Annotated in this window: 22 protein-coding genes; 6 read left to right on the forward strand and 16 right to left on the reverse strand. The window is 65.1% G+C overall.

Annotation, left to right across the window (positions count from 1 at the left end):
* Positions 1–99 precede the first annotated feature (99 nt).
* From C8C94_RS01610 to C8C94_RS01625, 4 genes are all read right to left on the reverse strand, one after another.
* Complete coding sequence (locus C8C94_RS01610; protein ID WP_121419472.1) at positions 100–1,785, reverse strand: DUF2235 domain-containing protein; 1,686 nt, start codon at positions 1,783–1,785, stop codon at positions 100–102.
* A gap of 218 nt (positions 1,786–2,003) precedes the next feature.
* Complete coding sequence (locus C8C94_RS01615) at positions 2,004–2,300, reverse strand: 2Fe-2S iron-sulfur cluster binding domain-containing protein (RefSeq protein WP_055398898.1); 297 nt, start codon at positions 2,298–2,300, stop codon at positions 2,004–2,006.
* Positions 2,301–2,313: 13 nt separating this feature from the next.
* Positions 2,314–2,949 (reverse strand): DUF938 domain-containing protein, encoded by a 636-nt coding sequence (locus C8C94_RS01620; RefSeq protein WP_121419473.1) that lies wholly within the window; start codon positions 2,947–2,949, stop codon positions 2,314–2,316.
* Positions 2,950–3,515: 566 nt separating this feature from the next.
* The gene (locus C8C94_RS01625; protein WP_121419474.1) at positions 3,516–3,797 is read right to left on the reverse strand and encodes a DUF427 domain-containing protein; all 282 of its coding nucleotides are present in this window, start codon (positions 3,795–3,797) and stop codon (positions 3,516–3,518) included.
* Positions 3,798–4,148: 351 nt separating this feature from the next.
* Between C8C94_RS01625 and C8C94_RS01630 the strand changes: the two genes are divergently transcribed.
* From C8C94_RS01630 to C8C94_RS01640, 3 genes are all read left to right on the forward strand, one after another.
* A complete protein-coding gene (locus C8C94_RS01630) occupies positions 4,149–5,057 on the forward strand; it encodes an SDR family NAD(P)-dependent oxidoreductase (RefSeq protein WP_121419475.1) in 909 nt (302 codons plus the stop codon).
* A 71-nt stretch (positions 5,058–5,128) separates the two neighbouring features.
* The gene (gshA, locus tag C8C94_RS01635) at positions 5,129–6,655 is read left to right on the forward strand and encodes a glutamate--cysteine ligase (protein ID WP_121419476.1); all 1,527 of its coding nucleotides are present in this window, start codon (positions 5,129–5,131) and stop codon (positions 6,653–6,655) included.
* Between the two features lie 195 nt (positions 6,656–6,850).
* Entirely contained in the window at positions 6,851–7,528 is a 678-nt protein-coding gene (locus tag C8C94_RS01640) for a Crp/Fnr family transcriptional regulator (RefSeq protein ID WP_121419477.1), read from the forward strand.
* A 71-nt stretch (positions 7,529–7,599) separates the two neighbouring features.
* Here C8C94_RS01640 and C8C94_RS01645 read toward each other — a convergent pair whose 3' ends face one another.
* From C8C94_RS01645 to C8C94_RS01670, 6 genes are all read right to left on the reverse strand, one after another.
* The gene (locus C8C94_RS01645) at positions 7,600–8,502 is read right to left on the reverse strand and encodes an alpha/beta fold hydrolase (protein WP_121419478.1); all 903 of its coding nucleotides are present in this window, start codon (positions 8,500–8,502) and stop codon (positions 7,600–7,602) included.
* Positions 8,503–8,513: 11 nt separating this feature from the next.
* Entirely contained in the window at positions 8,514–9,497 is a 984-nt protein-coding gene (locus tag C8C94_RS01650; RefSeq protein ID WP_121419479.1) for a tripartite tricarboxylate transporter substrate binding protein, read from the reverse strand.
* Between the two features lie 49 nt (positions 9,498–9,546).
* The gene (locus C8C94_RS01655; RefSeq protein ID WP_121419480.1) at positions 9,547–10,458 is read right to left on the reverse strand and encodes an SDR family oxidoreductase; all 912 of its coding nucleotides are present in this window, start codon (positions 10,456–10,458) and stop codon (positions 9,547–9,549) included.
* 49 nt (positions 10,459–10,507) lie between these two features.
* Positions 10,508–12,013 carry an NAD(P)/FAD-dependent oxidoreductase gene (locus C8C94_RS01660; protein WP_121419481.1) on the reverse strand — a complete coding sequence of 502 codons (1,506 nt, stop codon included), beginning with the start codon at positions 12,011–12,013 and terminating at the stop codon, positions 10,508–10,510.
* A 352-nt stretch (positions 12,014–12,365) separates the two neighbouring features.
* The gene (locus tag C8C94_RS01665) at positions 12,366–12,536 is read right to left on the reverse strand and encodes an oxidoreductase-like domain-containing protein (RefSeq protein ID WP_121422635.1); all 171 of its coding nucleotides are present in this window, start codon (positions 12,534–12,536) and stop codon (positions 12,366–12,368) included.
* A gap of 56 nt (positions 12,537–12,592) precedes the next feature.
* Complete coding sequence (locus C8C94_RS01670) at positions 12,593–12,844, reverse strand: hypothetical protein (protein WP_121419482.1); 252 nt, start codon at positions 12,842–12,844, stop codon at positions 12,593–12,595.
* An 85-nt stretch (positions 12,845–12,929) separates the two neighbouring features.
* Between C8C94_RS01670 and ylqF the strand changes: the two genes are divergently transcribed.
* Both ylqF and C8C94_RS01685 read left to right on the forward strand, forming a co-directional pair.
* Positions 12,930–13,907: a ribosome biogenesis GTPase YlqF gene (gene ylqF, locus C8C94_RS01675; RefSeq protein ID WP_121419483.1), complete on the forward strand. Its 978-nt coding sequence runs from the start codon at positions 12,930–12,932 to the stop codon at positions 13,905–13,907.
* A 429-nt stretch (positions 13,908–14,336) separates the two neighbouring features.
* Positions 14,337–16,640, forward strand: a complete 2,304-nt coding sequence (locus C8C94_RS01685; RefSeq protein ID WP_055398881.1) for a bifunctional diguanylate cyclase/phosphodiesterase — start codon at positions 14,337–14,339, stop codon at positions 16,638–16,640.
* A gap of 122 nt (positions 16,641–16,762) precedes the next feature.
* Here the strand turns inward: C8C94_RS01685 and C8C94_RS25700 are convergent, their stop codons facing one another.
* The 3 genes from C8C94_RS25700 to C8C94_RS01695 all read right to left on the reverse strand — a co-directional run bounded on the left by C8C94_RS25700 (position 16,763) and on the right by C8C94_RS01695 (position 18,743).
* A complete protein-coding gene (locus C8C94_RS25700) occupies positions 16,763–16,906 on the reverse strand; it encodes a hypothetical protein (RefSeq protein WP_199727021.1) in 144 nt (47 codons plus the stop codon).
* A 65-nt stretch (positions 16,907–16,971) separates the two neighbouring features.
* On the reverse strand, positions 16,972–18,252 hold the full coding sequence (locus C8C94_RS01690; RefSeq protein WP_121419484.1) for an MFS transporter: 1,281 nt from the start codon (positions 18,250–18,252) through the stop codon (positions 16,972–16,974).
* A gap of 41 nt (positions 18,253–18,293) precedes the next feature.
* The gene (locus C8C94_RS01695; protein ID WP_121419485.1) at positions 18,294–18,743 is read right to left on the reverse strand and encodes a RidA family protein; all 450 of its coding nucleotides are present in this window, start codon (positions 18,741–18,743) and stop codon (positions 18,294–18,296) included.
* Positions 18,744–18,957: 214 nt separating this feature from the next.
* Here C8C94_RS01695 and soxR point away from each other — a divergent pair, with 214 nt between their 5' ends.
* Positions 18,958–19,422 (forward strand): redox-sensitive transcriptional activator SoxR, encoded by a 465-nt coding sequence (gene soxR / locus C8C94_RS01700; protein ID WP_305000531.1) that lies wholly within the window; start codon positions 18,958–18,960, stop codon positions 19,420–19,422.
* A gap of 280 nt (positions 19,423–19,702) precedes the next feature.
* On the opposite strand, the gene C8C94_RS01705 is transcribed toward soxR, so the two are convergent.
* The 3 genes from C8C94_RS01705 to C8C94_RS01715 are packed head-to-tail and all read right to left on the reverse strand — an operon-like array spanning position 19,703 to position 24,740.
* The gene (locus tag C8C94_RS01705; protein WP_121419486.1) at positions 19,703–20,509 is read right to left on the reverse strand and encodes an oxidoreductase; all 807 of its coding nucleotides are present in this window, start codon (positions 20,507–20,509) and stop codon (positions 19,703–19,705) included.
* Between the two features lie 35 nt (positions 20,510–20,544).
* The gene (locus tag C8C94_RS01710) at positions 20,545–23,628 is read right to left on the reverse strand and encodes an efflux RND transporter permease subunit (protein ID WP_121419487.1); all 3,084 of its coding nucleotides are present in this window, start codon (positions 23,626–23,628) and stop codon (positions 20,545–20,547) included.
* The gene (locus tag C8C94_RS01715) at positions 23,625–24,740 is read right to left on the reverse strand and encodes an efflux RND transporter periplasmic adaptor subunit (RefSeq protein WP_121419488.1); all 1,116 of its coding nucleotides are present in this window, start codon (positions 24,738–24,740) and stop codon (positions 23,625–23,627) included. Before C8C94_RS01715 ends, C8C94_RS01710 begins: the two co-directional genes overlap by 4 nt.
* Positions 24,741–24,792: the final 52 nt, after the last annotated feature.

Consider the following 24,792-nt stretch of genomic DNA (forward strand, 5'->3'; position numbering starts at 1 on the left):
TCCAAAGAGCGGGCAGTGCGGGGCTGGCCGCACGGTGCGGGAGCGCTCTGCGCCCCGAAAGCCGAGATTTTAGTTCACTTGGGGCGCGGCCAAAGCGGATCACGCAGTCGAGCGGCCGCCGTCATGCCGGGCCAGCGCGCCGGCCACGATCAAGCCGGCCAGCAGCATCAGGGACAGCATCTTGACGCCGCTGGCCACCGTCACCACTGTAGGCCAGTGGGCGAGGTGCATGTGCAGCGTGGCAAAGTTTTCCACGAGATCCGACACCACGAGCGTGCCCATCGCCCAGTGTGCATGGCGCGAAAGGCCACCCAGGGCCCGGCCCTGCGGCACGGCCCGCGCGACCAACCGCCGCACGGCCCACGCCACCGGGTAGGCCAGCCACAGGGTGTAGCAGGCGAGCAGGGCCCAATCCAAGGCGATGACGCGGCGCACGCCCTCGGCGTTGCACATCACCTCCCAGCTGGCATGCCAGTGGGCCGACAGCTGAAAGCCCGTGGGCAGGATCTGCAGCCACAACGGCGCGGTATCCAGGTCGCAGGCGCGGTAGCCAGCGAGGGTGGTGATGGCGTACAGCACGGCCGTGGCGGCTGCCAGCGCTATACCCATCCAGCGCCAGGGTTGCGTGCGCGGCACGGTGCTCGCGGGCACGGCGCCGTCCACCGGGCGGGCCGTGGGGTCGATGAAGTCGCTGGTCTCACGGCCACGGGCGTTCAGGCCGGTCCAGACCCAGTAGGGGCAGTCATACGCCTGGTCGTGCATGGCGGTGAGCGGGTCGCCGGGCTGCAGCTGGCTCTTGTCCACCCGCAAGCCGTGGGCAGCGGCTTCGTCCACCATCCAGGCCAGCGTGATGTTGGACAGCCCGTCGCGCGCGTACGAGCCGCCCACGTCGCTGTGCACGCCGCGGAACCAGCGCTGGTCGTAGCTGCGCCAGGGCTGCTCCTCGGCGGTGAAGTGCGGGTCTTCGTAGCGGCGGGGCGTGTACTTGCTGCGCGATTCATACAGCGACATGGCATGGCGCACGTGGGCAAAGCGCTTGCGGTCGAAGTCGGTGGAGTTGCTGATCTTGATGCTGCCCAGTCCGCCCAGGCCGATGGCCTCCACCGTGTCCCACACGCCCACGAAGTGCACCAGCGGCGTGCGGCCCAGCGAGAAGTTGTTGATCACGTCCTCCGCAAATTTCTCCCGGTCTTTGGTGCCGGCCTGGTTTTTGTGGCCGCGCGGCGCAAAGTAGGTGCGCACCAGCGTTTCGATGAGCGGCAGCCCCTCGGTGTGGATCAGGCCGTACATGTTGATCATCCCGGCCACCGACCGCGCCGTGAATGCGCCGCGCGAGAAGCCGAACAGGTAGATCCGGTCGCCCCGCTGGTACGTATTGACGAGGAACCGGTAGGCCTCTGCGATGTTGGGGAACACGCCGTTGCCCAGTGCCAGCCCTGCCAGTTGCCGCAGCTGGTTCTTGGCCTCGGACACGATCCCGTCCGCCGGGAACTCGTTGGTCGTGCCCACGCCGGGGTCGTAGTAAACGAGCTGGGTGGGCTCCTTGCCCGATGGGTCGTGGCCCTTGCCGAGCATGCGCAGCAGCTTAACCACGTTGGTGTCCTGCTGGTTGCCCAGAATGTTGCCGGTGCCGTCGAACAGCAGCACCAGGTTGCGGCCGGGCTTTTCGGCCCATTGCGCGTCCGCCGCGATGCACTGGGTCAGGATGTCCTTGCGGGTGGGGGGACGGTAGGCGGCGCGCGGTGGATTTGTGGCTACTGCGGCCGGTGTGGCAAGTGCGTTCATGAAGTCCCCCCCTCGCTCTGCAACCAATCATGACTGACGCAAACAGTGCTCAGGCAAGCGACACGCCCACGGCAAAGCCGGTTGCTGCATCCCGATTGGCGTAAGTCCTCAATGTATGTGCCGCAGATTCTGGGTGACTACTGCCGGGCATGGCAAGCAGGAAAGCGCCATTCGGGGGGGGGGCGAGCCGGGGCAGGGGGCAGGCCCTTCAGCCAACGTCAGATGCTTTGCGCTTGCAACCGCACGTCGCTTGCCGGGTAGGCCACGCAGGGCAGCACGCAGCCCTCGGCCTTTTCTTCGGCAGACAGGCCGGGCCACTCGATGGCATAACGCACTTCGCCTTCGATCAGCATGCCGAGGCAGGTGCGGCAGGTGCCGTTGCGGCAGGAGCTGGGCCAGTCGATGCCGCCTTGCTCCAGCGACAACAGCAGGGGCTGCTCGGGCCAGGCGTCGCATTGCTGGCCGTCGGGCTCGACCTTGGCGATGAAAAAGGGGGCTGCGGTGGGTGTGTTCATGGGGTGCGTTTCTTCAAGCGTTGCGGGAGGCGTGTGTCCACACCAGCAGCAGGTTGTTGGCGGGCAGCGCATGCCGCGCGGCCAGTTGCAGGCCCGCTTCGGCAGCCACAGCGGCCACGTCTTCGATGCGGCGGATGCCCCAGCTCGCGTCTTGTGCGCGCAGGCTGGCATCGAACGACAGATTGCCAGGAGCCGTGGGCACGCCGTCTTCCAGGTACGGGCCGTAGGTGACGAGGTAACCGCCCGGCGCCAAGTGTCGCGCGGCGCCTTGCATCAGCCCGGTGCAGCAGGCCCACGGCGCGATGTGCAGCATGTTGGCGCAGTAGATCAGGTCAAACGTGGCGCCGAATGCGGGGGGCTCGCTGGGCCAGGGGCTTTGCAGCACATCCAGCCGCAGCGGCGGACGCACGTTGCGGGCGCCCGCCTGGGCGGCCCAGCCGCTGATCGAGCCAAAGTGGGTGGCCTGCTGGTCGGTGGGTTGCCAGGACCAGCCGGGCAGGGCGGCGGCAAAGTGCGCGGCGTGCTGGCCGGTGCCGCTGGCAACCTCCAGCGCCGCACCCGCAGGCGCCAGCAGGGCCAGCAACTGCGCGAGGATGGCGGGCTGGTTGCGTTCGGCGGCGGGGCTGTGCTGAAGTTGCGGGATGGGCATGGATGATTTTTAGGTGTTTTTGGCCTCTAGCGCTTATCTGATAAGCGCTAGTAGCTATGAAATAAAGAGCGGCACAAGGGCGCCGATGGGGACTGTACCGCAGTCATCCTGCCCCCACGGCATTGCCTTTTTTTTAAGCGGGCCAAGGAGTTTCCTTGTAAATCAAGCACTTAACACGGTCATACAAGGCTTGTTCATAGTTATCCACAAGATTGTCCAGGGCGAGCAGGGATAACCGGGGTTTTTGTGGCCGTCTCTGGCGTGTGGGCAGCCGGGTTGCAAAGCCAGCGGAACATGCCTATCTTTTAAGCGTTACAAGGATATTCTTTATAAATCAATCACTTAAAACTGTCATACAAGGCTTATCCAAGGTTATCCACAAGATTGTCCAGTGCAGAACGGGACAACTATCACCTCGGAGAACTGACCTGCCTAAAAATAAGGCAGCGCAGGGCTTTCCTATACAAATCAAGCACTTGGCGCCGCCATACAAGGCTTGTCCAAACTTATCCACATGATTGTCCAGCGCTGGCAGGGATAATCCGCTGTCCACGTTGCCAGCAGGCTCAGGCCGAAACCTTCACGCCCTTCCAGAAAGCGACGCGGCCCTTGATTTCTTCGGCTTCGGGCTTGGGGTCGGCGTAAAACCAGGCGGCGTCGGTGTTCATTTCGCCGTTGACCAGCAGCGACAGATAGCTGGCCTGGCCCTTCCAGTGGCAAGTGGTCTTGTGGTTGCTGAAGGTGAAGTAGTCGCGGTTGAGCGCGCTTTCGGGAAAGTAGTGGTTGCCTTCGACCACCACGGTGTCGTCGCTCTCGGCCACCACCACGTCGTTCCAGACTGCTTTCATGACGAAAATCCTTGGTAAAAATAGCCTGTAGCGCTTGATAGATAAGCGCTGATAGCTATGAAATTGTGAGTTATGGCGCGCCGCAGCGGGTGCGGTGCCTGGGAAAGGTGTTGCGAGGCCGATTATTCCCAATGTGCCGTGCGTGTGCACGCGGAACTGAGCGATCCGTGGCGATCCGGGGCATGACAGGGGCGAGGCGCCTTGGCTTTAGTCGCCTGCGCAACCGGCTGCCCCCGGCGCGTGGCTTACAGTGCAGCGCGCGGCGCCTGTGCCTTTGAGCAGCAGTTGCCAGGCATTTTTCTCTTCATCCATTCATTCATAGAGTCATTGAGACAACAGGAGAGCTTCACCATGGGTATTGATTTCAACGGCCGTGTGGCCATCGTGACGGGCGCGGGCGGCGGTCTGGGCCGCCAGCATGCGCTGGCGCTGGCGGCTCGCGGTGCGAAGGTGCTGGTCAACGACCTGGGTGGCGCGGTGGACGGCAGCGGCGCCACGGTGGGCGCGGCCCAAGCGGTGGTCGACGAGATCCGTGCGGCGGGCGGCGAGGCGATGGCCAACGGCGCATCCGTCACCGACTTCGCGGCGGTCGAGGCCATGGTGCAGCAGGCCATCGACGCCTGGGGCCGGGTGGATGTGCTGGTCAACAACGCGGGCATCTTGCGTGACAAGTCGTTCTCCAAGATGAGCATGGACGACTTCCGCCTGGTGGTGGACGTGCACCTGATGGGCGCCGCCAACTGCTGCAAGGCCGTGTGGCCGCACATGGTGGCGCAGCAATACGGCCGCATCGTGATGACCACGTCGTCCACCGGCCTGTACGGCAACTTCGGCCAAAGCAACTACGGCGCGGCCAAGCTGGCCCAGGTGGGGCTGATGCAGACCCTGGCGATTGAAGGCGCCAAGTACAACATCCACGTCAACGCCCTGGCGCCTACGGCCGCCACGCGCATGACCGAGGGCCTGATGCCGCAGGAGGTGCTCGATGCCTTGAAGCCCGAGGCCGTGGTGCCCGCCATGCTGGTGCTGGCGCACGAAAGCGCACCCACGCGCACTATCCTGTGTGCGGGTGCGGGCACGTTCGAGGCCGCCCACATCACCCTGACGCAGGGCGTTCATCTGGGCATTGGCGCTGATGTGCCCGAGCAACTGGCGGCCCACCTGGCCCAGGTGACGGACCGTGCCGGCGAGCAAGTACCACAAAGTGGCGCAGCCCAAGGAACCAACGAAGTTGGAAAGGCCTTGGCCGCAAGGGCTTGATTTCCCCAGAGGCGGGCCAGCGCTCAACGTGCTAAGTTCCGGGCCGACAGAAGTTGGATCGGTATAAACATATGAGCACACTGCACGAGAGACTGGCCGCCTACCCGGCGGACGCCCTGGGGGGGATTCGCCGCGGCATCGAAAAGGAAGGGCTGCGCGTGCTGCCCACCGGCGGCCTGGCCCTTACACCCCACCCGCTGGCCCTGGGCTCTGCCCTCACGCACCCGCTGATCACGACCGATTACAGCGAGTCGCAGCTGGAGCTGATCACTGGCGCCCACAAGGGCGTGCAGCAGTGCCTGGATGAGCTGACCGAGGTGCACCAGTTTGTGCACCACACCCTCAAGGACAGCGGCGGCGAGCTGCTGTGGGCCTCCAGCATGCCCTGCGGCCTGCCCACCGACGAGACGATTCCGATTGGCCGCTACGGCAGCTCCAATGTGGGCCGCGCCAAGAGCGTGTACCGCATGGGCCTGGGCCACCGCTATGGCCGCCGCATGCAGACCATCTCGGGCATTCACTACAACTGGTCGCTGCCGGGCGTGGACAGCGAGCAGTATTTCGCACTCATCCGCAACTTCCGCCGCCACGCGTTTGTGCTGCTTTACCTGTTCGGCGCGTCGCCCGCCTTGTGCCCCTGTTTTGTGGAAGGGCGCGAGCACCGCCTGGAGCGCATGGAGGGCGGCAGCGCGCTGTACCTGCCCCACGCCACGTCGCTGCGCATGGGCCGCCTGGGCTACCAGAGCGACGCGCAGGCCACGCTGGCCGTGAGCTACAACGGCCTGACGGGCTACGCCAACTCGCTCCACGAGGCGTTGACCAAGCCGTACCCCGCCTACGAAACCGTCGGTGTGCGCAACCCCGGTGGCGACTACAACCAGCTGGGCACCAGCCTGCTGCAGATCGAAAATGAGTTCTACGGCACCATCCGCCCCAAGCGCACCGTGCGCACCGGCGAGCGCCCGCTGCACGCGCTGCGCGAGCGGGGTGTGGAATACGTGGAAGTGCGCCTGATGGACCTGGACCCGTTTGTGCCCGTGGGCATCACCGCGCCCACCATGCGCCTGCTGGATGTGTTCCTGCTGCACTGCCTGCTGTCCGACAGCCCGCCCGACACGCCGGCCGAAATTGCCGAACTCAAGCAGAACCAGCACCTCACCGCAGAGCGTGGCCGCGAGCCCGGCCTGCACCTGTCGCGCAACGGCCAGAGCGTGCTGCTGACCGAATGGGGTGCCGAGGTGCTGGCCGCCTGCGAGCCGCTGGCCGCCGCGCTGGATGTCACCCATGGCACCGATGACTACAGCGCCGCGTTGCGCGACGCCCGCGCCCTGATGGCTGCGCCCGAGCGCACACCGTCGGCCCGCGTGCTGGGCAGCATCGTGCACAGCCACCAGCACAGCTTTGAAGCCTTTGCGCGCCAGCAGTCCATGGCTGCGCGCGATGCGCTGCTGGGCCTGCCCTGGACGCCTGAGCAGCAGGCGCGCTACCTGGCGATGGCCGATGAATCGATCGCTGCGCAAAAGGCCATCGAGGCGGCAGACACGCTGCCGTTTGAGGAATGGCGCGAGCAGTACATGGCGGTGAGTGAGTTAGGGTAGTTTTTAGGGTTTTGCGCTGTCTGTATAAGCGCTGACAGCTATATTTATTGAAGCAAAGGGGACGCTGTTCTCCACCACGGCACGCGCCGCGGCGGCTTTGTTCATGGAAGACACCCGCCGGACCTCCCCTCAGCGGTATGTTGGTGGTCAGTGACTATGCGGCGTCCGCGCTGGCGTCATTTTGGAGACGATGGGATGCGAAAACAGACTCCGGAAATCCCTTCGGGCAGTGCTCCAGACAGACTGTCTCCCGAGCTGGAGCGGCTGTTGCGGGTCGGCGCCCGCCGTCGGCACCTGTCGAGAAACGAGGTCCTCTACACGCGGGGCTCGGCGCCTGACTCGGTGTTCTGCGTCGAATCAGGTGCCGTTCAACTGAGCGCCACTTCAGTCAACGGCAGGGAAGCGGTGCTGGGCGTGGCTGAACAGGGGCGATGGTTTGGTGAGCTGACCCTGTTCATCAATGCTCCCCGGGTCCATGACGCCAAGGCGCTGGTGAAAACCGAACTGCTCGTGGTGCCGGCCCGGCGTCTTCACGAGGTGGTGGACAACAATGCCGACTACCTTCGCGAGTTCCTCCGCGTGGTGTGTTACCGGTACAAATGGGCCATTGAGCGGATCGATGCCAGCATCCTGCAGCCGCTGTCCGTGCGGCTGGCCCAGCGCCTGCTCGCCGAGCGGGAAATGGCGATGCGCGAGGGTGCCGCGCAGCAGCCCGAGCTTCGCCTGTCCCAGGAAGGGCTTGCGCAGCGGCTGGGCGCCTCGCGGCAGAGCGTCAACAGGCAGCTCAAGGAATGGGAGTCTAAGGGCCTGCTGCGCCTGGTGTACGGAGGGGTCACGCTACTGGATCCGGAGGCTCTGCGGCGTGTCTCCTGAGGCGTGGTGACTGCTGAGTCACTGCTCCGGCGGGCGCGTGCTGCAGCCGTTTTCAGGTTGACACACTCCGCTCATGCAAGAAACCGCGTCAACAGATGGATGAAGTCGTGGGGCCGCTCCAGGTGGGGTACATGGCCGCAACGGCCCAGCATGTGCAGGTCGGCTCCCGGGATGCGCTGCGCGATCTGCAGGCCAATGTCCAGCGGTACCACCCGGTCCTCGCTGCCCCAGATCACCAGCGTGGGCAACGTGATCTCTGCCAGCCTGTGGGTGACGTCGCCAAACTGGGTGGGGTACTGGCGAAGGCTTTCCACAAAGTTCTCCAGGTGCTGGGGGCAGGCCATGGCCGCCGCCAGCTTCTGTTGCACCATCTCCGGGGTGAGGGCGCTGGAGTCAAAGACAACGCATTCCAGGAAGCTGCGCATGCGGGCCGCAGTGGGTTCTTGGTAGAAGTCCAGCATGGACCGCACGCCCTCGGGCAAGACAGGATGGAAATTGCTGCGGCCCCCCGTGCCGCCCGATGCCAGCACCATGCGTGCGGCACGCCCCGGCCACTGCAGCGCAAACGCCACTGCGCTGTGGGCGCCCATGGAAGTGCCCACCAGATGCACAGGCTCGTGGACGCCGGCGGCGTCCAGCACCGCATGCAGTGCCCGGGCGTTGAATTGCGAACGATCCTCCTTGCAAACCACGCCGTCGCTGCGGCCCCAGCCCGGCAGGTCCGGCGTGATCAGGCGAAATCCCGCATCCTGGAGGGCCGGGCGCTGCAGGGCAAATGCGCTCCACCCCGTCGTGCCGGGCCCCGAGCCATGCAACAGCGCAACCGCCGGTGCATGGGGCGTGCGGCTGCCCGTGTCCGTGTAGTGGATGCGCAGCAGCCTGCCTTCATGGTCCATGACCGCTTCGCGGGAACATTCACGTTCATGGGCCTGCGCTGCCATGGGGGCAGCCATTTCGATCGCTGCGGGGGACATTTGCGCATGCCTCACTGCGTCAGCCGGATGTTGGCCGCCTTGGCGATCTCCGCATAGACGGGTGCGTCGGCCTTGATCTGTTGTGCAAATTCCTCGGGGGTCCCGCCGCCGGCGATGACGCCGAGCGTCTTGAGCTTTGCCAGCACATCGGGCATGCGCAGGATGTTGCTGACCTCGTTGGCAATCTTTTGCGCAACGGCAGGAGGCGCCCCCGCCGGAAGGAACAGGCCGTGCCATCCCATGGGTTCGAACGACTTGTAGCCCAGTTCGGCGAACGTGGGCACGTTCGGCAGTTCCTGAAGGCGCTGCGGGCCACCGACCGCCAGCGGCCTCATCGACTTGATGTGCGGAAGCGCAGACGGAACATCAATGAACGCGCTCGGCAGCTGGCCGCCCACGATGTTGGTGATCATGGGTGCCGACCCCTGGAATGGCACATGCGCCAGATCGATACCCGCCTGCATTTTGAGCAGTTCGCCCTGGAAATGGGCGCCGCTGGCGATGCCGTAGCTGCCGTAGCTGAGCTTGTTGGGGTTGGCCTTGGCCTGGGCCACGAACTCTGCCACGGATTTCACCGGGGAGTCATTGGGCACGACGAATAGGTTGGTCGTGCGAATCGTCATGACCACCGGGAGCAGGTCCTTGAAGGCATTGAAGGACAGTTTCTCCATCACCGCGGGTTGCTGAATCAGCACGACGTTGTGGGCCAGCAGCGTGTAGCCATCTGCCGGGGACTTGATGGTGGCCTGCGTGCCGATGATTCCCGAGGCTCCCGGCTTGTTGTCGATGTAAACGGGTTGTCCCCAGGCCTGTTGCAGCTTCTCGCCGATCATTCGCGCCACGGCGTCCGACGCACCTCCGGCGGGGTACGGAACGATGATCTTGATGGGGGCGCTGGGGTAGGCGGGTTGCGCCAGTGCGGAGGAGAGCGCCCATGGGCTGCAGGTCAGGAGGGCCAGCGTGGCAGCGGGGAATGCGCGTCGAATCATCTTCATGGTGTTGTCTCCAAACAGTCGTTATGTTGTAGGTGGGGGGAAATGTTGCTCAGTGCGTAATGGCTGCCACCAGCCGATCGCGCCGGGCTTTCAGGGCGGGGACCATTTCGTACGGCAGATCAGGGTTGGTCTGATCCAGAACGTGGTCCATGCGGGACTTGACCAGCGGGAGTGCTTCAGGGCTGGGGAAAACGTAGAAGCGGTCTTGCTCGATCGCCTGGAAGGTGATCTCTGCCACCGCTTGCGCAGAGATGGCGCCATTCATCACCGCCTGCTGGGAGGCTTTGCGGGCTGCGAGCTGGGATTTCGTCAGGCCGCCTTCATCCACGAGATGGGCGGGCCGGTTGCGCTCCGACTGGCCAATGTCGGTGGACACATACGACGGGCACAGAAGTGCGGCGTGCACCTGTGGCGTCACCATCTCCAGGTCGTGGCGCAGGCATTCGGAGAGCGCCACCACGGCATGCTTGGACACGCTGTAGATGCCCATTCCGGGGGAGGTGAGCAGGCCCGCCATCGATGCCGTGTTGACAATGCAGCCTTCATAGGCGGTGTCTGCCGCGGCAGCGGCCAGCATTTGCGGCGCGAAGCAGCGAACCCCGTTGATAACGCCCTTGAGGTTGACGCCGAGCAGCCACTCCCAGTCCTTTTCCGAGTGCTCCCAGACCAGGCCGCCTGCCGTGACGCCCGCGTTGTTGAACACCACATGCACAGGGCCAAACGACTGCTGCGCTTGATCGGCCAGCCTTTGCACCGCCGCGGAATCGGACACATCGACCACCACGCCGACCGCCTCCGTTCCCTGTGATTGCAGGGCCTGGACGGTCTGCTCCAGAACGTCTGCCTGGATGTCGGCGAGCACCAGCTTCATGCCGCGCTGGGCAGCCGCCATGGCAAATGCCTTGCCGAGACCCGAACCGCCGCCGGTGATGACTGCGACACGGCCATTGAATGTCTTCATGGTGAATTTCCTTGGTTGTGTGGTGCCTTGCACCGTGGAGGTTGCGTTGTCAGTCTGCGTAGGAGAACAGCGGATCCGTCAGATCCACGCTGGGCAGCACTTTGCGTTCATAGAGATAGTCCTGGCTGTGTTGCCACTCGGGCTTGTCGCCGCGCTTGGGAAGGCGATGCAGGCCGCGCAACATGTACCCGGCGTTTATGTCCTCCGCGTCGACCCAGGCGCCAAGCGCCATGTCGGCATCCTCAGGGCGCGTCACGGGGGTCACGTGCCGGGCCTTGCGGGTCTGCATGTGCTGCAGCAGCCTGCAAACGAACTGGCCCACGAGCTCGGCTCGCAGCGTCCAGCTGTAGCGCCCATAGCCGTACACCCAGGCCATGTTGGGCACGCCGGAGAACATCATTCCGCGATAGCTCACCGTCTGGGCAAAGTCCACCGCACGCCCGTCCACCGAGAACGGTATGTCGCCCATGACCGATAACTCGAAGCCTGTGGCGGTGACGACCACGTCACAGTCGACGCGGTCCCCGGACTGCAGCTGAATGCCCTTTTCGTCGAACTGCGCAATCTGATCGGTGACCACGGACGCCTTGCCTGCGCTGATGGCCTTGAACAGGTCACCGTCGGGCACAAAGGCCACGCGCTGCTGAAGCGGTTTGTACGGGGGGGTGAAATGCCGCTCCACGTCGTAGCCCTCGGGCAGGCAGGCCTTGACGCCGGCGATGAGCTGCTGCTTGAGGGCGTCCGGGTGGGTTCGCGCGCGCTCGATCAGGTCGGCCCGATCCCGCACAACCTTGCGGCGCATGATCTCGTGGATCCATGCCTCGTCGACTTCCAGCTTGCGCAACTCGTCGGCCAATGCATCGGCATTGCGGCCGGTGGCGAAATACGTGGGCGTGCGCTGCAGCATGGTGACGTGCGCACAACGGTCGGCCAGCGCCGGTATGAGGGTCGCCGCCGTCGCCCCGGAGCCGATCACGGTCACGCGCTTGCCGGCGAGATCGATCGAATCGGGCCAATGCTGCGGATGCACAACCTCACCCTTGAACTGCTCAAGCCCCGGCCAGGAGGGTGTATACCCCTTGCCATGCCGGTAGTAGCCCTGGCACATCCAGAGAAAGCCCGCCTGGATCTGCGCCGGTTCCCGGGCGTCGCCCATGGCAAGGTCCAGCGTCCAGGTGCTGGACGCACTGGACCACGAGGCCGACTGCACGCGATGCCGGTAGCGGATGTGCGGCCCCAGCTGTTCGTCCTCGATGGTCGATGCAAGGTAGTCCAGGATCTCCTCGCGCGAGGCAATGGGCTTGCCCTTCCAGGGCTTGAAGTCATAGCCAAAAGTGAAGAGGTCGCTGTCCGAGCGTGCGCCCGGGTATTTGTGAATCAGCCAGGTGCCCCCGGGGGCCTCCATGGCATCCACGATGAGAAAGCTCAATTGCGGGCAATGCTTGCGCAGCAGGGTGGCGCTGCAGATGCCGGAGATGCCGGCCCCCACAATGACCACGTCATAACGCTGGGCAGTGCCGGTTGCGGGATCAGAAACCTGGCGGGGTGAAAGCATTTTTTCTCCTGACTTTGACGGTGGGGCTTGCGTCCTTCAGGTCATTGTGTGCAGCGCATGGATGCAAGACTGTCGGCTTTGGGCAGTCTTCGTGTGCTGGGGAAAAACGTCGAAGTGCGCAGATGCCTGTGCACTGACGGTCACACCTGAACTCACACCGTCAGTCCGCGTGCTGTGCAGCACGTGCAAAGCCACCAGCACCGCCTTGAAGCCTTTGCGCGCCAGCAGTCCATAGCGGTGGAGCAGCTGGGCTGAGTTCGCGGTCGCGGGGCGGGATCCGATTGATCTGCTATTGAATTGATAGCTGCTCAGGCATATTGCACTGGCGCTACCAGCCAAAAACGCTTCAAAGTCAGTCTTGCAGCTGCAGCAAGGCCTCTTGCCGCCAGTATTCGGCGGCGCTCAGAAACCCTTCCCACACGCAGCCGTTGCAGCCGCGCCCGCAGCAGGTCGTGGGCTCGGGCGGCGGGTTGCGCAGCGTGATGCCCAGAGCAGCCGCGCGCTGCTGCAGCGCCGCGAACATGGCTTGCGCAGTGGCGCCGTCCACCGCCGGGGCTGGGTCTATCAGTTCAGGCGCTGTCACGGCTGGCGGCGCCCCGCCTTGGCGCGGCGCAGGCCGTATTGCACGCCAAACGCGATGCCCAGCACCAGCGCAAACCAGCCCACCAGGGCCGCCTGGCTCATCAGATCGCGCACGCTGGCGGAGCGGGCCACATGAGGCGCCAGCAAGATGACCAGGCCAATCAGGGCCAGGGTCACGCTCTTGAACAGCAGCTCCTTGTCGGCCTTGGTGGCGTTGGGCTTGCGCGGGGTGTCGAGAGGTGCAGGCATGCAGATAAAAACGCCGGGGCGTGGGCAGAAGGAAGACCGCGATTATCCTTGCCACCCTTAGAACACAGAAGAAAGTACCCCCCGCATGGCCATCCAGTGGTTCCCCGGTCACATGCACCTGACCCGCAAAGCCATCACCGAACGCATCAAGGACATTGACGTGGTGATCGAGGTGCTGGACGCGCGCCTGCCCGGCTCCAGCGCCAACCCGCTGCTGGCCGAGATCACAGGCCACAAGCCCACGCTCAAGGTGCTCAACAAGCAGGACGTGGCCGACCCCGAGCGCACGGCGCTGTGGGTGGACTGGTACAACGCCCAGAGCGACACGCGCGCCTTGCCGCTCGATGCATCTGACCCGGCCCCCACGCGCAAGCTGATTGACGCGTGCCACCTGCTGTCGCCCAACCGGGGCGGCATGGCCAAGCCCATGCGGGTGCTGATCTGCGGCGTGCCCAACGTGGGCAAGTCCACGCTCATCAACACGCTCAGCAACAAGCGCCAGGCCAAGACGGGCGACGAGGCCGGCATCACCAAGCTGGAGCAGCGCATCACCCTGGCCGACGACTTCTACCTGTGGGACACGCCCGGCATGCTGTGGCCGCGCATTGTGGTGCCCGAAAGCGGCTACAACCTGGCCGCCAGCGGCGCGGTGGGCCGCAATGCCTACGACGAGGAGTTGGTGGCGTTGGAGCTGCTGCGCCGCCTGCAGAAAAACTACGCCCCACTGTTGGAGGCTCGCTACAAACTGGGCCTGCCCGAGGGGGCCGTGGCAACGATGCACGACGAAGAGCTGCTCGAAGCCATTGGCCGCAAACGCGGTGCCATGCTGGGCGGCGGCAAGGTCAACCTGCAAAAGACAGCCGAGATCGTGATGACGGATTTCCGCACCGCCATCCTGGGCCGCATCACGCTGGAGACGCCCGCCGAGTTTGAAGCCTGGCGCGCTGCGGGCCTGGCCGAAGACGCCAAGCGCCAGGCCAAGAAGGATGCGCGCGCCAAGTCCAAAGGCAAGGGCTCGGGTGTGCGGGAGCCTGCGCCGGGCAGCGACGACGGCACGGACTGACCGGGTTCCCGGCGCATCCCAGCGGGCGCGCAGGATGCCCGCCGTCGGCGTTGCGTAGCCGCCGCTGCTGGCGTTTTGCTGGTAGCCGATCCGTAAGAACCTGTTCAAGATCTTTTCGGGGATCGCATTGGAGTGCAATCGGGATGAGTGGAAGCTTCGGATGCGCCGCATGGGCTCATGCCCATGCAAGCAGCCGAGGCATTCAATCGCCCGATTTCACTCCAACCCTTCGGGCAAGTGCCTTGCCGGGCGGTCTGCGGCGTTGCGGCGCTTGCCAATAGCCGGGCTATTGGCCGCTCACCGCGCCTTGCATCCCATCCCGGCAAGGCACTTGTGCGACCCCGAAAAGATCTTGAACAGGTTCTAAGAACTTGAACAGGTTCTAAGGCTGCGGTTACGATGGCCTTCCCCCCTGCAACCCCCGTCGCCATGGCCGAAGCCCCCGCTGTTCCGCTGCCCGACCACGAAGACGCCACCACACGCCATCTGGTGCGTGTGGCAGGGTGGGCCGTGATGCTGCTCGGTGGCGTCATCGGTGTGCTGCTGATGTTTGACGACCCCGTGCAGCCTGCGCGTGTGGCGCTCAATCTGGTGGCGGGCCTGGTGGGGGGCTCAGCGCTGTGGCTGGCGCGCCAGCAGCGCTGGACGCAGGCGGCCCACCTGCTGGTGTGGGGCGTGTGGGTATCGGTGTCGTTGGTGGCGGCCCGCAATGGCGGTGTGAACGGCCCCAACCTGCTCAACTACCCGGTGATCATCGTGCTGGCCGGCTGGCTGCTGGGGGCCAGGGCCACCCTGACACTGGTGGGGCTCACGGCGCTGCTGTTCCTGGGGTTCATCTGGGCCGACATCCAGGGCATGTTCAAGCCGGTGCAGGTGGCCAACCGGGTGGCTGGTGCGGTGTACCTGGCAGGCATTCTGGTGCTGACAGCAGCGGCCACGCTGCTGTCGCGCCGCAACTACATGAGCCGGGTGCAGGAGGCGCAGCAGACCGCTACCAACCTGGCTGCCAGCGAGGCTGCACTGCGCAAGCTGCTGCGGGCGGTGGAGCAGAGCCCCGAGAGCATCGTTATTACCGATCTGAAAGAAGACATCGAGTACGTGAATGACGCCTTCGTGCGCCGCACGGGTTATGAGCGCGATGAAGTGGTGGGCAAGGCATCGGCCGACTATTCCAGCAATGGCCTGGCGCCCGCGCAGCGGGACGGCCTGCGCGCCACCCTGGCACGCGGCGAGAGCTGGGCGGGCGAGCAGGTCAATCGCCGCAAGGACGGCGCCGAGATTGCCGAGGCCGTGGTGGTGGCCCCCATCCGCCAGCCCGACGGCCACATCAGCCACTATGTAGAGCTCAAGCAGGACGTCACCGAGCGCAAGCGCGCAGCGCAGGAAATTCATCGCCTGGCGCATTTCGACAGCCTCACCAGCCTGCCCAACCGCTTCACGCTGATGGAGCGACTGTCTGCGCTGCAGGGCCGCGCGGGCCGCCCGCCCACCACGCAGCACGCGCTGCTGCTGCTGGACCTGGACCGCTTCACCACCTTCAACGATGCACGCGGCAGCGAGATGGGCGACCGCCTGCTGTGCGCCGTGGCGCTGCGCCTGTCCGAGATACTGCCCCCCCAGGGCCTGCTGGTGCGTGTGGCGGGCGACGAATTTGCCGTGGTGCTCCACGGCCTGGGCGCCGATGCCTCGCTGGCGGGCCGGCGTGCCCTGGCCTTTGCCGAAAAGCTGCAGACAGCGTTGCTGCGGCCGCTGCACCTGCAAGACAACGACACCGAAGAAGCCCAGCTGGGTGCGAGCGTGGGCATCACGCTCTATCCGCAAAGCGCCAACGATGTTGCGCACGACGCCCTGCGCCGTGCAGGCACGGCGCTGCACCGCGCCAAGCAGGCCGGTGGTGGGCGGGCGGCCTTCTTCGAGCAGGGCATGGGCGAGGCGGCCGAGCAGCGCTTTCGCGTGGAGCGCGAGCTGCGCCAGGCCATCGGCGCGGGCGAGCTGCGGCTGTACCTGCAGTCGCAGGTAGACGTGTTGGGCCAGATCACCGGGGCTGAGGTGCTGGTGCGCTGGCAGCATCCGCGCGACGGCCTGGTGGCGCCGGGGGTGTTCATCCCGGTGGCGGAGGAGTCAGACCTCATCGTGAGCCTGGGCGGCTGGGTACTCTCCCATGCCTGCGCGCTGCTGGCGCAGCCATTGTTTCAGGAGCGGCGACTGCGGCTGTCGGTCAACCTGAGTGCCCGGCAGTTCCGGCAGGCGGGTTTTGTGCCGCAGCTGCGCGCCATGCTGGCTGCCAGCGGCGCCGACCCGCGCCTGCTCACGCTGGAGGTGACCGAAGGCTTGGTGATCGACGATTTTGACGACGCCGTGGCCAAGATGGGCGAGCTGGCGGCGCTGGGGGTGGACATGTCGCTGGACGACTTTGGCACGGGCTATTCGTCGCTGGCCTATCTCAAGCGCCTGCCGATCCAGGAGATCAAGATCGACCGCTCCTTTGTGCGCGACGCACCCACCAATGCCGACGATGGCGTGCTGGTGGAAGGCATCCTGTCGGTGGCCCGCCACTTCGGCCTGCGCGTGGTGGCGGAAGGGGTCGAGACCCGCGACCAGGCGGATTTCCTGAGCCAACGCGCTCCCGACATCGTGTACCAGGGCTACCTCTTCGGGCGCCCCGAGCCCGACACCGACTGGCTGGCCCGTGCAGCGCTGGTGGGCACCGCCACCGTGGAGGATGAAGGCTGAATTTCAAGAAAAAAATAGCTGCCAGCGCTTATTGGTAAAGCGCTGGCAGCTATTTTTATGATAGCAAACGGCTTGTTGGCGCATGCGCGCCTCAGCGCAACGGCCTGCGGGTGCTGGGTGACTTACTTGTTCTTCTCTTTGCCACGCGGGATGACGGCGGTCACCGGTGGCATGGGGCGGTCAGAGCCGCCGCTTTCCTTGGGCAGCGAAGTGTCCTTCTTGGGTTTCTTTGCCATCTTGTTGCTGCGTTGTTCGCCTTTGGCCATGGTGCCTCCTGTAAAGGTCTCGGAATGGGACCGTGCCGGGATGGTACGTCACAAACCGGCCCCTTTCAGCGTATGGCGGGCTGCGCCGCAGCGGGGTTCGCTGCCGCAGGATGCGCTCGCAGAGCCAGGCGCTGGTCATGCGCCAGCGCCAGGGCGTTGAGCACCGCGATGCCCCCACCCAGCGCACAGGTGGCGCCCCAACCGCCCCACAGCCAGGCCACAGACCCGAGCGCCGACCCGCTGGCCGCGCCGGTGAAGTAACTGGTCATGTACACCGCGTTGATGCGCGCACGGGCCGTGGGGTCCAGCCGGTAGATCACGTTCTGATTGCTGATGTGCACGCCCTGCAGCGCCAGGTCCACCACCAGCATGCCCACTACAAACCACACCAGGCTGGTGGCGCCCAGCCAGAGCGCGCCCCAGCCCAGCAGCAGCAACCCCACCGAAACGGCCGTGGCCACCTGGGCCTGACCACGGTCGGCCATGCGGCCCGCCACATTGGCCATGAGCGCACCGGCCACGCCCGCCAGCCCCACCAGGCCGATGCCCGCATCGCCCAGGCGGTGGGCAGGCCCCGCCAGCAACAGCGCCATGGTGGAGAACAACACGCTGACCGACGCAAACGACAGCCCACCCAGCAAGGCCCGGCTGCGCAGCCGAGGGTGGCGCAGGGCCAGCGTGCCCAGAGAGCGCAGCACCTGGCCATACCCCTGGGCCCGCCCAGCGTTTCGCGAGCGGGGCATTGCCCACCACAGCGCCAGCGCCACGGCCACCATGGCCACGCCCGCCACGCGGTACACCAGCGTCCAGCCACCCAGTTCAGACAGCAGTCCTGCCACACTGCGCGCCGCCAGAATGCCTACAAGCAGCCCGCTCATCACCAGCCCCACCGCGCGCCCACTGCGGCCCGGCGCAGCCAGCGTGGCCGCCAACGGCACCAGCACCTGCGCAGCCACCGAGAACAGCCCCGTCAGCACCGTGCCCAGCGCCAGCAGGGTGTAGCTGCCCGCAAACCCGCTGGTGAACAGCCCCAGGGCCGCCAGCAACATCAGCGTGGTGATGAGCCGCCGCCGCTCCAGCATGTCACCCAGCGGCACCAAAAACAACAAACCCGCCGCGTAGGCCACCTGCGCCAGCGTGACGATGAGCGCCGCCGAGGCGTCACGCACCTGCAACTGCGTGGCAATGGAGTGCAGAAGGGGCTGGTTGAAGTAATTGCTGCCCGCGCACAACCCGCAGGCCACGGCCATGAGCAGCAGCACCGGCGTGCTGAGGCCTGGCGCCTCTGCGCGGGGCGTGCTGGGCGGTGTGGTGGATGCGGAGCGGGAGTGCGGTGGAGTGCTCATCTTGGGGACAGTGGTTGCCTGGGGTGGTGTGCATGCACAGCTCATGCCTGCATCACTGCTGTGGCCTCGATTTCAATCAGCATGCCGTCGAGCGCCAGCCGGGGCACCGGGATCAGCGTGCAGGCTGGTGCCGCCCCATCGGGCCACAGGCTGCGCACCGCCTGGCTGAACAGCGCCAGCCGCTGCTCGGTGTGGTCCACCACCAGCACGGTGAGCTTGGCCACATCGTGCACGCTGGCCCCCGCGCCTGCCAATGCGATACGCAGGTTGGTGAACGCCTGGCGCAGCTGCTCGCCAAAGTTGGCAGGCAGCTGGCCCGCCGCGTTCTCGCCACCTTGGCCCGCCACAAAGACAGTGCGTGCCGGGGCGGGCGCCACCACCACATGGGTGTAGCCATTGGCACGCGGGTCGTACAGGCCCGGCGGGTTGATGAAGCGCAGCGTGGAAGTTGCCGTGGCGGGGTGCTGGGTTGTTGCGGTATCAAGGCGCATGGTGCAGAAATCCTGAGAGGGGATGTGAAGGTGAAACCCAAGGTGGAATTGCCGGAAAGCCTGGGCGACCGCAGTCGCAGCGGCATCGGCGGCGGTTGCAAGGGCTTCGTGGGTTAGTATCAAACCTCAAGTTAAATTGAGGTCAATCGCCGTGAAGAAAGCCCTTGCAGAAGCTGTTGTGAAACCAGGCAAGCCTCGCATTCCCGTTGCCCGCGTGGTAGCGCACGCGCTGGCTGACCCGTCCGAGCTGTGCGAAAAATCCGAGCTGTCGGTGGGCGAGGTCGCCAGCCGCAGCGGGCTGGCCGTGTCGGCCCTGCATTTTTATGAATCGCGCGGGCTGATCGCCAGCGTGCGCAATGCGGGCAACCAGCGGCGCTACCCGCGCTCCGTGCTGCGCCGCGTGGCGGTGATCAAGGTGGCGCAGCGCATGGGCGTGCCGCTGGCCGCCATCGCCGAGGCCTTGCAGGCGCTGCCCGCCGGGCGCACGCCCACGGTGGCCGACTGGCGCCGCCTGTCCGCCCGCTGGCGCGACGATCTGGACGAGCGCATCCGCACGCTGACGGCGCTGCGTGACCAGCTGGATGGCTGCATTGGCTGCGGTTGTTTGTCGCTCAAGGTCTGCCCGCTGCGCAATGCGCAGGATGCGCTTGCAGAGGAGGGGCCTGGGCCGCATTTTTGAGATGCGATGTGTGATTTGCTGCGCCCGCCGACGAAAAGGACGCATGGATTCCTGAAGGTCCTGTCCATTCATCCCCTCAATCTGCTCCGCCCGCGCGTGCCCAGGCCCGCCACCGCCATCACGCATGCGTTGAGCCGCTTCCGACTGCTGAAGGGCCCAGACCAATGCCTTTTGATCGTCATTCATGCTTGTCTCCCGTTGCGTAATTCGGTACTCCATCTGCGGCCGCCCTTGCGGGGGCGGGACCTGCGGTGGTTGTATGGGGTATCGGCATGAGCCGTCACGCAAGCCCGAATGACTTGCGCAAGCCCTTCCCGACAGGGCCTGCGGGCATGAAGCGGCGCAGTTTGGCCAGCATCGACGCTTCACCCTTGGGTGTGTGGCGCATTTTCCAAGTCCCCAGCGCGGCACGGACGATGGTGTCGGCCACGCCCTGGGGCGGGGGCGCCTTCTGCACGTTGCTCTGGATCGCTTGCGACACGACGTCCAGCTCCTTGCTGTAGTCAGCAATCCGGGCCACCGTTTGGGGCGCGTTCAGATCCAGGTTGGTCTTGGTGAAGGAGGGCTCGACCAGCGAGACGCGGATACCGAATTGGCGCACTTCGTGGTCCAGCGTTTCAGCCAGCCCTTCAACGGCGTGCTTGGACGCCGAATAGAGAGCCATGTAGGGCGCGGGCAAAAATCCGAGCACCGAACTCACATTGACGATGCGGCCAGAGCGCTGCCCGCGCATGTGCGGCAACACTGCCTTGATCACGCGCAAGACGCCAAAGAGGTTCGTGTCAAACAGCTTCTGAGCCTCCTCCACAGATGTTTCTTCCGCAGCGCCCAGCAGAGTCACCCCCGCGCTGTTGACCAGCACGTCGATGCGTTGGGCTTGCGCGATGATGGTCTGGATGCCGCTTTCAACGGACATTTCGTCGCGGATGTCCATCTCAACGAGCGTCACGTTGGGAATGGCGTGCGCTTTGGCGGTGTTGCGCACGGTGCCGAAAACCCGGCAGCCCTGTTCGGCAAACTTCATGGCGGCAGCACGACCGATGCCGGAGGACACGCCGGTAACAACGACAACTTTGGATTTCGACATGGCAGTTCCTTTGATAGTGAGATTCGCAAGGGGAATCAGATAGATGCAGATGCGGGGGCTGAGCGAACGGGCCGGATGCCGAACCAGATCGAATACATCGCGGGCAGGAAAACGAGCGTCAGTACCGTGCCGGCCAGCGTGCCGCCGATCAAGGTGTAGGCCAACGTTCCCCAGAACACGGAGTGCGTCAGCGGGATGAACGCCAGGATCGCGGCCAGGGCGGTGAGGATCACCGGGCGGGCACGTTGCACGGTGGCTTCCACCACGGCGCGGAAGGGGTCCAGTCCGGCGTCTTCGTTTTCGCGGATCTGTCCGATCAGGATGAGTGTGTTGCGCATCAGAATGCCGGACAACGCGATCAGGCCAACCAGCGCATTGATGCCAAAGGGCTGTTGAAACAACAGCAGTGTCGGCACCACGCCGATCAGGCCCAGCGGGCTGGTCAGGAAGACCATGACCATCCCTGAGATGGAGCGAACCTGCAGGATGATGATGAGCAGGGTGGCTGCCAGCATGATCGGGAAGATTGGCAGCATGGCGACCGTCGCCTTGCCGGCTTCCTCGATAGAGCCTGCTTCCACGATGCGGTAGCCGCCAGGCAGCTTGTCCATGAGGGGCTTCAGTTGCTGGGTGATGGCCGTGGATACGTCCGGAGGCTGCAAACCTTCGGCAATGTCGCCGCGCACCGTGATCGTCGGCGTGCGGTCACGCCGACGCAGGATGGGATCTTCCATGCGCACATCGACCTTGCCCACCTGCGACAGCGGAATGCGCTGCCCGCTCGATCCCACCAGCGACAGGCCCGAAATCTTCGCGGGGTCGAGACGGACATCACCGGCGGCCCGGCCCATCACTTGCACCGAGCGGATATCCTCGCGCACCTCCGTCAACGGGGCTCCGCTCAGCAGGAACTGCAGCTGCAGCGCCACCGAGCTGGAGCTGAGTCCCACGGCGCTCAGGCGGTCCTGGTCGAGTGTGAAATGCAAGGTCGGAACACGCGGGCCCCAGTCCGTGTTGACGGTGCGCATCATCGGGCTGGCCTGCAGGACCGCCTCGACCTCGGCGGAAATCTCGCGCAGCTTGTCCAGATCGGGCCCCATGACGCGGTAAGCCACGGGGAAGGGCGAAGGCGGGCCAAACACGATTTGCGTGACACGCACCCGTGCCTCGGGCGCCAGGCCATCTGCCACCGCATGGCGCAGTCTGAATTTGAGCTCTTCCCGTTCCTTGTCATTGCCGGTGAGCACCACGATCTTGGCGAACGACGGGTCCGGCAGCTCGGGCGACATGGCCAGGAAAAAGCGCGGGGCACCCTGGCCGATGTAGGCGGTCACGACCTTGGCCTCCTCCTGCTTGGCCAGCCAAGCCTCCACCTTGGCCGTCGCAGCGCTGGTTTGTTCGATGGACGTGCCATAGGGCATCTGCACCTCGACCAGCACTTCCGGCCGGTCGGACGTGGGGAAGAACTGCTTCTTGACCAGCGCCATCCCCAGCACCGACACCACAAACAGGATGACGACGGAGGCTGCAACAATCCATTTGCGCGCAATGACGCGGCCAAGCAGCTGGCGGAACTGGTTGTAGCGCGGTGTGTCGTAAATGGCGTCGTGTCCGCCTTCGACCTTTTTGAGGTCAGGCAACAGCTTGACGCCCAGGTAAGGCGTAAAAACCACCGCCACCACCCACGACGCAATCAATGCAATGCCTACGATCCAGAACATGTTGCTGGTGTATTCACCCGCCGTGGAGCGTGCGAAACCATTCGGCATGAAGCCAATGGCTGTGACCAGGGTGCCAGAAAGCATGGGGGCTGCCGTATGGCTCCAGGCGTAGGCCGAGGCCGCCACACGGCTGTAGCCTTCTTCCATCTTCACCACCATCATTTCAATGGCAATGATGGCGTCGTCCACCAGCAGGCCCAGGGCCAGGATGAGTGAGCCCAGCGTGATCCGGTCAAAGTTCTTGCCAGAGGCGGCCATGATCACGAACACCGCCGCCAGCGTCAACGGCACGGCGGCTGCCACGACGATGCCCACACGCCAGCCCATGCTGACAAAGCAGACCACCATCACGACGAGCAGGGCGACGAAAAACTTGACCATGAACTCGTCCACTGCCGAGCTGATGTTGACGGCCTGGTCGGTCACCTTGGTCAGCGTCATGCCCATGGGGAGTTCTGCATTGATCTTGGTGACCTCGGCCTCCAGCGCTTTGCCCAGATCGAGCCCGTTCCAGTCGTCGCGCATCACGACGCCCAGCAGCAGGGCTGGCTCGCCGCCGTTGCGCACCAGGAAGGTTGCGGGGTCTTCATAGCCGCGCTCGATAGTCGCCACATCCGACAGCTTCAGCGTCCGCCCCTGCGCGATGATCGGGGTCTGCCGGATCTTCTCCAGCGTGTCGAACGCGCCATCCACACGCAGGAAAATCTGTGGTCCCTTGGTTTCGATGGAGCCTGCGGGCGTCAGCACGTTCTGGCTGTTGAGCGCGGCAAAAATGTCCTGCGGCGCCACGCCCAGCGTGGCCAGGCGATCATGGGAGAACGAGACGTAGATCCGCTCGGGTAGTTCCCCAATGATGTTGACTTTCTTGACGCCCGCCACATGCAGCAGTTGCTGGCGCAACCCTTCCGCGTCGCGGACCAACTGTCTTTGGGGTTCACCCTTGGCCTTGAGGGCGAAGAGCGCAAAGGTCACATCTGCATATTCGTCGTTGACCATAGGGCCGATGACGCCAGCAGGCAGTTTCCTCGCCTCGTCGCTGATCTTCTTGCGTGCCTGGTAGAACTCCTCCTGCATTTGCGACGGCGGTGCGCTGTCCAGCAGCGACACCATGGTGAAAGCCAGGCCGGGGCGGGTAAAGGTTTCTGTGCGGTCGTACCAGCGCAATTCCTGCATGCGCTTTTCCAGGGGTTCTGCAACCTGATCCTGCATCTCCTGGGCCGTGGCGCCAGGCCACGCCGTAACGATCGTCATCTGCTTGATGGTGAAAGGCGGGTCTTCAGCGCGCCCGAGTTTGGCGAACGCGAGAATGCCTGCTGCAGAGATCAGGAGGATCAGGAACAGGGTGATGGCGCGCTCGCGCACTGCGAGCGCCGACAGGTTCAAACGGCCTTCGCTCACGGACGTGCTCCTTCCTTCGGAGCAGCTGTCGCAAGATCTGCCAGCCGGACCTGCTCGCCTTCGCGCAACAGGTGCGCACCCAGTGCGACGATTCGCTCCCCGGGCTTGATGTGGCCCGTCACGTAGGCACCTGCATCGTCCAGGCGCTGGACGGCCACCGGCTGCCAGGCAACCTTGGCCGGTTCACCGCGAAGCACCCAAACTCCTGGGCCCTTGCCTGCATCGAACAAGGCGCCGATGGGCACTTGCAGACCCGCCGCCGCAGAGGACTTTTCGTCCGGAATGCGAACCGCCACCGTGGTGCCCAGGGGCGCGTTGGCCAAATCCCCTTCGAGCACATAGCGGGCCTCGAAGGTGCGCGTCACCCGGTCTGCCGAGCTGGAAAGCTGTCGCAGCTTGGCCGAGACGGCGGCCTCCTCCTTGCCAAACAAGGTGGCTTGTGCCTGCGACCCTATGGCGGGGCGCAAAGTCTCCGGCAGCTGCACGAGCGCTTCGCGTCGGCCTGCATGGGCCAGGCGGACCACCGGTTGCCCGGCGCTCACCACCTGTCCGGGTTCGGCCAGCGTTTCCACGACGACGCCGTCGCCGTCTGCCACCAGCTCGGCATAACGGCTTGCATTGCGGGAGACATCCGCCTGGGCTTCGGCCGCACTGAGCTGCGCCTGGGCTGCGTCTGCAGCCGCCTTCACCTGGTCATAGGCCGCAGCGGAGATAGCGCCTGTGCCGCGCAGGTCGCGGTACCGTGCTTCATCGTCCGCCGTCTGGCGAGCACGGGCACGCGCAGCGGCCACAGCCTCTTGCTGCGCATGGGCGGCCAGTTTCAGATCGACCGCATCGATGCGCATGAGCAGCTGCCCGCGTTTGACGGTCTGCCCCGCATCCACCAGCCGTTCCAGCACCTTGCCCGAGACGCGAAAGCCCAGGTCGCTCTGCACCCGGGCCGCTACGGTACCCGTGAACGCCCTGGAGGCAGCTGCGGCCTCTTGAACAATGGCTGCGCGCACCAGCGGCGCTTCGGTGCGTGGATCGGAAGAAGCCTTTTCGCCGCAGGCGACCAGCGCCAACGGCAAGGCAGAAATGAGAAACAGAGTGGCGAGGCGAGGCCGAAGCATGAAAGTCCCTTGTGCAGATGGATCGGGACTTTCATTGTGATTCTTGTGACCA

Source organism: Acidovorax sp. 94, from assembly GCF_003634645.1.
GTDB lineage: Bacteria > Pseudomonadota > Gammaproteobacteria > Burkholderiales > Burkholderiaceae_C > Acidovorax > Acidovorax facilis.